The organism is Acidithiobacillus sp. TH-A36, assembly GCF_057473445.1.
Genome location: NZ_JBYCKP010000131.1, coordinates 1 through 10,720 on the forward strand (window position 1 = coordinate 1; position 10,720 = coordinate 10,720).

Sequence of the window (10,720 nt, forward strand, 5' to 3'; positions counted from 1 at the left end):
TCAATAGGAGAAAAATCCGGATTTTCGGGTAACAGGCTGACTTTGCTCTGCTTCCGTTGCCAACGCTTGACCGTAACCTCTCCGTTGACTCGGGCCACTACAATCTGGCCATTTTGCGGCGCAAAACCGGCTTCATGGCGCACCGCCAGAATATCGCCATCGAGAATACCCGCATCGCGCATACTCATACCCTGCACCCGCAACAAATAATCAGCCCCTGGCGAAAATAATTTAGGGTCTACCGGCAACTGCCCTTCGCGAAACTCCTCAGCCAGCATCGGCTGTCCGGCGGCCACCCGACCCACCAAAGGCAAGCCCATGGTCTCGCTCAAATCTTCGTGCAGGCGAATACCCCGTGCGGTACCATTTTGCAACTCCAAATAACCCTTGCGCGCCAACATGCGCAAATGGGTTTCCGCCGCATTGGGTGAACGAAAGTCAAAGGCTTTCATCAATTCCGCACGAGTGGGTGGCAAATTGTCTTCCAGCATCCGGGTGCGAATCCAGGCCAGAATCTCGGCCTGACGCGGCGTCAGTTTATCCATGTCATGCCTCCAGAAATCGGTACGTATGATTCTGTATTTTTATACAGCATGAAGAAAAGCGCAAGACCGCTGCAAACTCGACAAAATGCTGACAGCATCCGAACCACACCCCTCCAAGTTACTGCCGGTTTTTTGACGACCGTAGTCGTAAGACAAGACTTCCCTCCATATTCGGCCCTGTACCAAATTTGCGCCTGAGTAGCAGATGACTGTCAATAAACAATTTATAACTTCTTGTTTTATTTGGTGGGCCCGCACGGACTCGAACCGTGGACCAAGGGATTATGAGTCCCCTGCTCTAACCAACTGAGCTACAGGCCCTGAAGAGAGGACACGAAATTGTTTCCGCGCCCGCATTTTTACCACATTTACCCTTCAGGAAGGAATGGTGACTTCTCCGTCCACAAAACTCTTTAAACGCTCAGAGCGGGAAGGATGGCGCAGCTTCCGCAGCGCCTTGGCTTCAATCTGACGAATACGCTCACGGGTCACATCAAACTGTTTACCCACTTCTTCAAGGGTGTGATCCGTGTTCATGCCGATTCCAAAGCGCATACGCAACACTTTGGCCTCTCGGGCTGTCAGACCATTGTCCAGAAGTTCTTCAACAACTTCGCGAATAGCCGCATTGACTGCTGATTCGGCTGGCGCGGTGACATTACGATCTTCAATAAAGTCACCCAGATGGGAGTCTTCATCGTCGCCAATGGGAGTTTCCATGGAAATCGGTTCCTTGGCAATTTTCAGCACTTTGCGAATCTTGTCTTCGGGCATTTCCATGCGCTCCGCCAGCTCTTCCGGAGTTGGCTCCCGACCCATTTCCTGCAGCATTTGCCGACTGATCCGGTTCAGCTTGTTGATGGTTTCAATCATGTGCACCGGAATACGAATGGTGCGCGCCTGATCGGCAATACTGCGGGTAATGGCCTGTCTAATCCACCAGGTAGCGTAGGTAGAAAACTTGTAGCCACGCCGGTATTCAAACTTGTCCACCGCTTTCATCAAGCCGATATTGCCTTCCTGAATCAAATCCAGAAATTGCAGACCACGATTGGTGTACTTCTTGGCAATGGAAATGACCAGACGCAGATTGGCTTCAACCATTTCCTTTTTGGCCCGCCGGGCTTTTGCTTCACCGATAGACATCAAACGGCTGGCTTCCTTGATTTCCGCGACCGGCAAGCCCGCCCGTTTTTCAATGTCTGCCAAACGCTTCATGATGGCGAGAATATCATCCCGATATTCCACTAACCGTGCGCTATAAGTAAAGCCACCATTAATCTGATGGTCTATCCAGTCCAGATCACTTTCATGACCGGGGTAGCTGCGCACAAATTCCTTCCGGGGGAAACGCGCCCGCTCAATACAAATCTCCATGAGCTCACGTTCACAATGACGTACGCCGTCAGTTAAAGCCCGCAAGGCATCGGCCATCACATCAATCTGGCGACCATTCAGCTTGATTTCCAGAAAGCGTTCTGCCAGCTCGCGTCTTTTTTCCTGATAGCTTTCGTCATGCATTTCACCTTCAGCATGACTGGCAAGCAGATTCAGATAGGCTTCGCGAATGACGGCAAAACGCTCCAGGGCTTCTTCCAGCTGCGGGCCCTTATCCGCTTCAAGAGTGCCTTCTTCGCTTTCTTCATCCGCATCATCCGTGTCTTCAGGCTCTTCGCCTTCCAGCAAAACAGACTCTTCGTCTTCACTGACAGCTTCTGCATCCAGAGCATTGGGATCAATAAATGCATCCACCACTTCATCCAGGCGCGTTTCTCCGCGCTCAACCCGATCAGCAGCATCCAGCAACAGCGAGATAGTGGTCGGGCAGGTGGAAACCGCACGCAAAACCTGCATCAGACCATCTTCAATGCGGCGGGCTATTTCAATTTCGCCTTCCCGGGTTAAAAGCTCAACCGTGCCCATCTCACGCATGTACATACGCACCGGATCACTGGTACGGCCAATATCCGCTTCGACTACAGCCAGGGCTTCCTCGGCAGCTTCTTCGGCTTCCTGGGCGGCCACGCCGACATTACCTTCACCATCCAGAAGAGTATCGCCATCCGGTGCTTCTTCAAACACTTCGATGCCCATGTCATTAATCATGGAAATGACATTTTCCATCTGCTCAGGATCAAAAACTTCTTCGGGCAGATGATCATTAATCTCCCCGTAGGTCAGGTATCCCTGCTCTTTCCCGCGCGCGATCAGGCGCTTCAGCTCAGACCGCTGAGACTCATTGTCCACTACACTCTCACCGTCTCTCATAACCATCCTGCACTCGCGGAAAGCCGCATATTATATAAGAAAAACCACCTAGATGAAAAGCTAAATTCATTGACCGCATTCATCCATCCTTTTTGTCTGGACACTTCAGGATTCGGAACGCTTGTGGCGACCACGTCGCGTTGACAACACGATTTCGGTCCGCTCCTGCTCCGTCAGCGCGCCCAATCCCGAACGATCCGCCGCATGGCCCATATATTCCAACCTAGCGGCGCTCAGGCGCCGATTTACCCTGTGCACACATTCTGGTATTTCATTGCGCAACAATGCGCTCTCCTGGCGCTCTTCAGCCTCGGACATGACCAAGGCATAACAAAACTCTGCCAAGTCAGTGCCAGCCAGTCTCGCCAAAAGCTCGTGAGAACTTAAATGGGTCATGTTTGCCAGAATATCAAGGGTAGCATCGAGTTTTTTTGCAATGGGGTCAGTCGCAAAAGGCAGCAGATCCTTTTCCAGTTGCTGCCAGACAGGGTCATCGGGATGATTCAAGAGCAGGCGCATCGCGTTTTTGAAGAGGGAGGGTCCCTCTTTGCTCCGCGACAGTTGCACTGACGCTGCAACTTGAGCATCCCGACGACGCGTTTTGGAAGGTGTGGCAAAGGCCAGACCACATAACTCCTGGAGTTTATGGAGGTAAACTTCTCGCAAAGTGGTATCCTTTATCCGCTGCAAGAATTCCCGGGCTTCCCGCAGAAACTGGGCTTTTTCGTCTTCTGCGGCAATGTTATAGCGGCGCTGCAGTTCATCGAGAAAAAAATCGATGGCCGGCCGGGCTGTCGGGAATAAAGCTTCCAGTGCTGCTGCTCCCTGCTCGCGCACCAGCGAATCCGGGTCCTGCCCATCCGGCAAAAACAGTACCCGCAGCAGACGCCCCTCGCGCAACAACTCAGGCGCCATTTGCACCGCTCGCCAGGCCGCCTTACGGCCGGCAGCATCCCCATCAAAGCACAGCAAAATCTCTGTAGCCGCACGAAACAGCATCTGTAGCTGACTTTCCCCGAGTGCCGTACCACTGGCAGCAACGGCATAATCCAGTCCGGCCTGATGCAGGGTGATGACATCCAGATAGCCTTCCACCAGCACGGCACGATTCATCCGACGCAGGCCATCCCGGGCCTGATGCAGGCCGTAAAGCACCTGCCCCTTATGGTACAGCGGACCTTCGGGAGAGTTCAGATATTTGGGCTCCCGACCATCGAGACTGCGTCCCCCCAATCCAACCAGATGGCCGCGACCATCCCGAATCGGAAAAATGACTCGGTCGCGAAAACGATCATAAACCGAATGATCTTCGCGGCTACTCACCAAACCTGCACCAATCAGTGCGCGTCGGGTATTTTCATCCTTACCCAGTTGCTGACTCAGAAAATTCGCGGCGGGAGGAGCATAACCCAATTCAAAGCGGGTAATGATTTCCGGATGGAGACCCCGGCTCTGCCAGTACTGCTGGGCCGCCGGATTTTTTACCAGTGCATCACGGTACAGGCTGACCGCCTTGTCCAGAATCTGCCGAAAAGGGCGGAGATCTTCCTGAACAGACTGACCAACAGCCTCTTCAGGTAAGGCCACCCCGGCATCTTCCGCCAGCAAGGCTACCGCCTCAGGAAAGGAAAGACGATCATGGGCCATCAGAAACCCAATGGCGTTACCATGGGCATGACACCCAAAACAATAATAAATTTGTTTTTCCGGACTCACTGAAAATGAGGGGCTTTTTTCCTGATGAAAAGGACAGCAGGCCCAAAAATCCTTGCCCTTTCTCTTCAGGGGAACACGACCTTCCACCAGACGGATCAAATCGGTCCGTTCGAGGAGAGCATCTATGAATGCGGGGGAAAATTTGACCATGTTTCAGCGTAGCTCCAACTCACTGACACCACCACCCCCCTGCTCGGGACGGGCCATACGCCACTGGATGATGCGCGGATCCTGATGGGCAAATTCCCTGACCATTTCAGCCAGGACGCCGTTGCCTTTACCATGCAGCACCTCAATGTGCTGGCGACCGGAAGCCATGGCGCCATCCACATGGCGGCACAAAGCCTGCCAGGCATCTTCGCGCAGCTGACCACGCAGATCGAGACGCCACGGATGGTTTTCTGGTGAAGCATACTGAGCACTCCCCTTTTCCTTGGGTATTTCCAGTGCGGAATCCGCGCGGAACTGCTCCAGGGGAATCCACACCTGCTTGCCGCGCAACTGAATTTGCAGACGTTGCCGGGCAGCATCCACACGGACAATCTGGGTGACCTGGCGCAGGGGCAGAAACAAGCCCTTGCTGCCGACTGCGGGCAAATCCACTGACACGGCTTCGACCATCTGAAAAGGCGTACCCAACTGCTCCAGTGCCGCACTTGCCGCCTGGGTATCCCGTCCAGACTTGAGCGCGGCGATGGTTTTCCGCACTTCACTGCGGGCATTCTGCAGCAATTGCGTCCACTCATTGCGAGCCTGTTCAGCGGCTCGCTCCCGATCCTGACGTGCCGCATCCAGTTCACGCTGCAAACGTTTCGCCGACTTGTCAGCTTCCATCCGCGCCTGCGCCGCTTCATCCATGGCCTGTTGTGCCGCGCGCAACAGGCCTTCCCGTTGTGCTTCCCAGCGTTCCCAGTCCTCACGATCATCCGCGTACAGGGCTTCGGCCCGCAGCACCAGAGCTTCGGGCATGCCAACCCGACGCGCAATGGCCAAACCCTGACTGGCACCACCTACTCCCCATTGCAAACGATAGGTCGGGGCAAGACGTTCTGCGTCAAAGCCCATACCTGCCAAAGCTACGGCAGCGCGGCTGAGCGCATAACGTTTCATGATTTCCTGATGACTGGTGAGCACCGTACAGGCTTGCGCCGACAGAAGCGCCTCAGCCACGGCCTGGGCCAGGGCACCCCCTTCGCGGGGATCCGTACCATTACCCAGCTCATCCAACAGCACCAGGCTGTGTTGATCAGCCCGCTCCAGCACCCTGCGCAAGCGACTCACCTGTGCCGAAAAAGTAGACAGGTCAGTACGAATATCCTGAGTGTCACCGATAACCGCAAAGCCTTGCCGAAAATATCCCAGACGACCTTCAGCCGCCACCGGCATGCCTAAATAGGCCATCAGATGGTTTAACCCCAGAGCCTTGAGCAGTGCCGTTTTGCCACCCGTATTGGGTCCGGTAATCACCAGTTGATGATGGCTTTCGCCCAAAGCCAGAGGATTACCAACCACCTGACCCGGATGCTGCATACACAGCAGGGGATGACGTAAATTGTGCAGATCAAAGGCCGGGCGATTATCCACCTGAACCAGCGTACCCTGATAATCCTTGCCCAGTTCCAGGGCGGCGCGGACTCCATCCAGCCGTCCAATGTACTTTAAGGCGCCACGCATGGACGGCACCTGTTGGCTTACGGCCGCACTTAAGGCCCGTAGCACCTTTTCCTGCTCCAGACGTTCGGCCTGGCGGTCCTGCACCAACTGGTTATTCAGGTCTACCGCCGTTAGGGGCTCCACAAAAAGGGTTTCACCACTCGCCGAACGATCATGCACAATAACCTTGATACGGCCTTTGTGGCTGGTTTTCAGGGGCAACACATAGCGGTCATTACGCTGGACAATCAGCTGATCCTGCCAGTAATCCTGCCAGTCGGGATTACGTAAAAATCCCTGCAAAAAGCGTTGTATTTCAGCGCGCCCCTGGCGTAACTGCCGGCGAATGGCGCTTAATTCTGCACTGGCAGCATCCAGAAGTTCACCCTCATCATCCAGGGCCTGCTGCAGATGCCGCAGCAGCGGCAGTGAAGGCTCCAGGTCTGTTGCCCATTCCGTCAGCGTATCGTTGACTTCCCGCAAGGCCGAGGCATAGTGCTTCTGGCCATGCAAAACCCCGGTTATCTGCTGCAACTCGCGGCCGCTCAGGATAGCGCCGGGGCGCTCAAGCAGATCCAGCAGGGAACGAATGTCCGGGAGAATGTGGATGGGCAACGAAAAGCCGGCGGCAGATCGTTCCGCCAGCGCAAGCGCCAGATTCTGGCGCTGCTGAATTTCAGCAAGGCTTACCCAGGGGTTGAGGTTTTCTACATAATGCTGCCCATAGTCATGGGCACATCTGACCAGCCAGGCGGCACGAATAGCCTCCAGATCGAGGGCTCTGGAAAAGCTGTCCTGCCGGGGAGCCGCCCCTGCCACAGCGCCTTTCATCCGTTATTCAGGCGTGCCTTTACTTTTTCCGCAACCAGCGCCATGTCAGCCCGGCCCAGCAATTGCGGTTTCAGGCTGTTCAACACCTTACCCATATCTTTGGGACCGCTGGCGGCGGTGTTTGAAACCGCTTCGGCAATCAGGGCATCAATGGCTTCCATACTCAGAGGCTCGGGGAGATAAGCGGAAAGAATGACAATTTCTGCTTCTTCCTTATCGGCAAGATCCGGGCGATTTCCCGCTCTGAACTGACTGGCAGAATCTTTTCTTTGCTTGATCAGTTTTTCGACGATACCCAGAACCTCGGTATCGTCCAACTCGCGGCGATCGTCCACCTCACGTTGCTTGATCGCTGCCTGAAGCATGCGAATAGTGGTAAGACGATCAGACTCACGAGCGCGCATCGCCGCCTTCATGTCCTCCTGAAGACGTTCGCGTAAAGACATGCTTCAGTACATCCGAACCAGACGCATGGACTGACGACGCATCCGCTTCAAAGCCCGCTTGCGCGCAGCAGCAGCCTTGCGCTTGCGCTCTTCGGTGGGCTTTTCATAAAACTCGCGACGACGGACTTCCGTCAGGACTCCGGCCTTTTCACAGGAGCGTTTGAAGCGCCGCAACGCCACTTCGAAAGGTTCATTTTCTTTAACACGAACAGTTGGCATAGAAGGTTTCTGACCTCATCAAAAATAAAAGCTTAGCGAGAAAGGGGCAGAGTATAGGCAGATCAACGGCGCGAGTCAAAAAGAAACCACGCTCAGCAGTCGTTGTAAAAAACACGAAACTATAGTTGCATCTGCTTGACACGGCGATCAAAAAGAATGCTAATATGGGAAATCATAAAAACTCTTTTAGATATAGAATATTAGATTACAATGTTGGAGTGATTGTGGTCTTTGATTTCAGGGGATACCCATGCGAACGGAAGTGAGAGAATTAAACGAAGCATTACCCGATGTCTCGCTGGCTATTGATCCGCCCCCCCTGGCTGATTTTATGGAAGGCGATCAGAGCAGTCCCTTTCTCACTCAGGATCAGGAACTACAACTCATACGCCGCCTGCGTCAGGGAGACGACTGCGCCAGAGCCACCCTGATTTCTGCGCACATGCCTCTGGTCAGAGCGGTTGCCCGGGCTTACCGAAACAAGGGTCTCAGTCAGGAAGACCTGCTTCAGGAAGGCTACATGGGTTTATTGCGTGCCGCAGACCGCTTCCGGGAAGGTCTTGGTACCCGTTTTTCCAGCTATGCCACCTGGTGGATTCGGGAAGCCATGCAACGTGCGCTCATCCGCTCCCGCTTCATCCGGCTGCCGGACTATCTGGCAAAATCGCTGCACGCCTACCTGCAGCGAGGTGAAGATGAAACCGAATCGACAGAAGACGTCCGGCGCGAGCAACGCCGGGAAGCCCTGGGGGTGCGTGAAAGTACCATGCGCGCTCTGGATTTTGCCGATATTCGTGTCTGCTCGCTGGATGAAGAATTTACCGAAGGCCCCAGTCGGGTTGAACAGGTGCCTGGCGATACCGCCAGCCCCGACATGGACTACGACCGTGAGTCCATCTGCAAGGCACTCCGGGAGCATCTGGCGGAACTGAATGAAAAACAACGGGAAGTGATGATCTTCCGCTACGGCATCCATGGAGATGCGCCCATGACGCTGGAAGCCGTGGCTGAACGTATGGGCGTCAGCCGTGAGGCAGTCCGCCAGTTACAGGTCAGAGCCCTGACCCGACTGCGTCAATCACTTTCTGATAGCGGCTGGGGTGCCTGACGTTCCTGCAGCATAGCCAACAGACGCCGCAGAGCATGGGCGCGATGACTCACCTGATTTTTTTCTGCCAATGTCCATTCAGCCGCACTTCGCGCACCGCCTAGTGGCCAGAATAACGGATCGTAACCAAAACCCCCTTCCCCCTGAAGGGTTTTACCAATAGTTCCCATCCAGAATCCCTGAGCCACAATGGGGGCAGGGTCATCGGCTGACTCCATAAAGACCAGGCAGGCAACATAATAGGCTGCACGCGATGCTCCGTCTAAAGCACGCATCTGTTCAAGTAAGCGCTGATTATTTTCGGCATCCGTCGCGCCGGAACCGGCGTAACGGGCTGAAAACAATCCCGGTGCACCTTGCAAGGCTGGCACACAAAGGCCTGAATCTTCCGCAAGCGCGGCCATCCCTGAGATGGCCGCGGCATGACGGGCCTTCAGCAAGGCATTTTCCACAAATGTGCTACCATTTTCTTCAGCACCTATAATGCCCTGCTCGTCCTGCCCATGGACGATGTAGCCGTGCGCGTTGAGCAGTGTCCGCATTTCCCGGATTTTGCCGGCATTGCTGCTGGCCAGCAGGATGGGCTTCAAGGCAAAGCCTCAGGAATTTCCTCACGTTGACGGGCAATCAGATCACGAATCCCTTGCCGCGCCAGCGCCAGCATGGCGGCCATTTCCTGATCACTGAAAACCGCGCCTTCAGCAGTACCCTGCACTTCTACAAAAGCGCCGGCACCCGTCATGACCACATTCATGTCCACTTCAGCGTGACTATCTTCAGCATAATCCAAATCCAGTACGGCCTGCCCCTGATACATCCCGACGGAGATGGCGGCTACCCAGTCGCGCAACGGATTACCCTGCACTTTTCCGTTTTGGCGCAGGGTCTGCAGCGCATCGGCCACCGCCAGACAGGCACCCGTGATGCTGGCTGTACGCGTGCCGCCATCCGCCTGCAAAACATCACAATCCACCCAGATGGTGCGCTCACCCAAGGCCTGCAAGTCGACGGCTGCACGCAGGCTGCGCCCGATCAGCCGCTGAATTTCATGCGTCCGACCCGAGATTTTTCCCTTGGCCGATTCACGCTGCATCCGATCCTGAGTCGCTCTGGGCAACATACTGTACTCTGCCGTCACCCACCCCTTCCCCGCCCCACGCAAAAAAGGCGGAACCTTTTCTTCAATACTGGCGGTACACAACACCTTGGTATCCCCGCAGGCCATCAGTACAGAGCCTTCGGCGTGTTTGGTAAAATTGCGGGTAATTTCTATCGGGCGCAGAGCGTCTGCCATTCTTCCACTGGGTCGATTCATTTGCGGATACTCATCATGACGGAGGATGAGCGCATTGTAGACCTGTCCTTCTTTCACCATAACCCCCTATAATGCAGTCGTACCCCCAGGAACGAGGAGCGCCTCATGTCTGCCATCGCGCATGTCGAAATCACCCAATTTCTGAAGCAGCACCATCTGGCTCAGTCACTCACCATTGCTGAAATTCAGACTCTGGCGGAATACGTGACTCATGCCCAGTTTCGCGCCGATCAGGTCATTGCCGAATGGGGCACGTTGGGTGAAGCCCTATTTTTCTGCGTCAAAGGAGAAATGGCCATTATTCACCATACCGCCGACGGCGATGAAATGGAGGTCGTGCGGGTCAAGGAAGGAGAAATGGCAGGAGAAATGTCTTTTTTTGACCGGCAACCACGCAGCGCGCGCATCCTTGCCAAAAGCGAAGACACCCAGGTTCTGGTCCTGACTCGCGCCCGTTATCAGCGACTGAAAGTAGAGAAACCTTACATCACGGTCAACATTCTGGAACAGGCTATCATCAGCCTGGACCACCTGTTTCGGAATCTTTCCCAGAATTATACGGATTTTTCAACTTACATTTACGGCAAGGGCAAGCACTAGGCTCCGCTACGCCGCTGCA

10 protein-coding genes and 1 tRNA gene are annotated in these 10,720 nt (G+C 54.7%); 2 read left to right on the forward strand and 9 right to left on the reverse strand.

From position 1 onward, the window contains the following. The 7 genes from lexA to rpsU all read right to left on the reverse strand — a co-directional run. The coding region (gene lexA / locus AC2VLY_RS03620) for a transcriptional repressor LexA (RefSeq protein ID WP_486892122.1) at positions 1-545 on the reverse strand (545 nt) is incomplete at its 3' end. A gap of 244 nt (positions 546-789) precedes the next feature. After that, positions 790-866 (reverse strand) — tRNA-Ile (locus AC2VLY_RS03625). A gap of 54 nt (positions 867-920) precedes the next feature. Beyond that, positions 921-2,813: an RNA polymerase sigma factor RpoD gene (rpoD, locus tag AC2VLY_RS03630; protein ID WP_193650761.1), complete on the reverse strand. Its 1,893-nt coding sequence runs from the start codon at positions 2,811-2,813 to the stop codon at positions 921-923. A 105-nt stretch (positions 2,814-2,918) separates the two neighbouring features. Beyond that, positions 2,919-4,679 carry a DNA primase gene (gene dnaG / locus AC2VLY_RS03635; protein ID WP_486921782.1) on the reverse strand — a complete coding sequence of 587 codons (1,761 nt, stop codon included), beginning with the start codon at positions 4,677-4,679 and terminating at the stop codon, positions 2,919-2,921. 3 nt (positions 4,680-4,682) lie between these two features. Continuing rightward, positions 4,683-7,013, reverse strand: coding sequence for an endonuclease MutS2 (locus AC2VLY_RS03640; protein ID WP_486892125.1), 2,331 nt, complete (start codon positions 7,011-7,013; stop codon positions 4,683-4,685). Continuing rightward, positions 7,010-7,459, reverse strand: coding sequence for a GatB/YqeY domain-containing protein (locus AC2VLY_RS03645; protein ID WP_193650758.1), 450 nt, complete (start codon positions 7,457-7,459; stop codon positions 7,010-7,012). Before AC2VLY_RS03645 ends, AC2VLY_RS03640 begins: the two co-directional genes overlap by 4 nt. Positions 7,460-7,462: 3 nt before the next feature. Then, positions 7,463-7,678: a 30S ribosomal protein S21 gene (gene rpsU, locus AC2VLY_RS03650; RefSeq protein ID WP_010636820.1), complete on the reverse strand. Its 216-nt coding sequence runs from the start codon at positions 7,676-7,678 to the stop codon at positions 7,463-7,465. 250 nt (positions 7,679-7,928) lie between these two features. Between rpsU and AC2VLY_RS03655 the strand changes: the two genes are divergently transcribed. Beyond that, positions 7,929-8,786, forward strand: a complete 858-nt coding sequence (locus AC2VLY_RS03655; RefSeq protein WP_486892126.1) for a sigma-70 family RNA polymerase sigma factor — start codon at positions 7,929-7,931, stop codon at positions 8,784-8,786. Here the strand turns inward: AC2VLY_RS03655 and rdgB are convergent. After that, complete coding sequence (gene rdgB, locus AC2VLY_RS03660; RefSeq protein WP_300252939.1) at positions 8,753-9,376, reverse strand: RdgB/HAM1 family non-canonical purine NTP pyrophosphatase; 624 nt, start codon at positions 9,374-9,376, stop codon at positions 8,753-8,755. The genes AC2VLY_RS03655 and rdgB overlap by 34 nt on opposite strands. After that, positions 9,373-10,161: a ribonuclease PH gene (rph, locus tag AC2VLY_RS03665; protein ID WP_486892127.1), complete on the reverse strand. Its 789-nt coding sequence runs from the start codon at positions 10,159-10,161 to the stop codon at positions 9,373-9,375. The genes rdgB and rph overlap by 4 nt, the downstream gene beginning before the upstream one ends. A 45-nt stretch (positions 10,162-10,206) precedes the next feature. On the opposite strand from rph, the gene AC2VLY_RS03670 reads away from it, so the two are divergent. After that, a complete protein-coding gene (locus tag AC2VLY_RS03670) occupies positions 10,207-10,701 on the forward strand; it encodes a Crp/Fnr family transcriptional regulator (protein ID WP_193650755.1) in 495 nt (164 codons plus the stop codon). The last annotated feature ends 19 nt before the right edge of the window (positions 10,702-10,720 follow it).

Coding starts and splice junctions, on each gene's coding strand:
- rpoD (WP_193650761.1), bottom strand. CDS start 2,813: ATGAGAGACGGTGAGAGTGTAGTGGACAATGAGTCTCAGCGGTCTGAG.
- dnaG (WP_486921782.1), bottom strand. CDS start 4,679: ATGGTCAAATTTTCCCCCGCATTCATAGATGCTCTCCTCGAACGGACC.
- AC2VLY_RS03640 (WP_486892125.1), bottom strand. CDS start 7,013: ATGAAAGGCGCTGTGGCAGGGGCGGCTCCCCGGCAGGACAGCTTTTCC.
- AC2VLY_RS03645 (WP_193650758.1), bottom strand. CDS start 7,459: ATGTCTTTACGCGAACGTCTTCAGGAGGACATGAAGGCGGCGATGCGC.
- rpsU (WP_010636820.1), bottom strand. CDS start 7,678: ATGCCAACTGTTCGTGTTAAAGAAAATGAACCTTTCGAAGTGGCGTTG.
- AC2VLY_RS03655 (WP_486892126.1), top strand. CDS start 7,929: ATGCGAACGGAAGTGAGAGAATTAAACGAAGCATTACCCGATGTCTCG.
- rph (WP_486892127.1), bottom strand. CDS start 10,161: ATGGTGAAAGAAGGACAGGTCTACAATGCGCTCATCCTCCGTCATGAT.
- AC2VLY_RS03670 (WP_193650755.1), top strand. CDS start 10,207: ATGTCTGCCATCGCGCATGTCGAAATCACCCAATTTCTGAAGCAGCAC.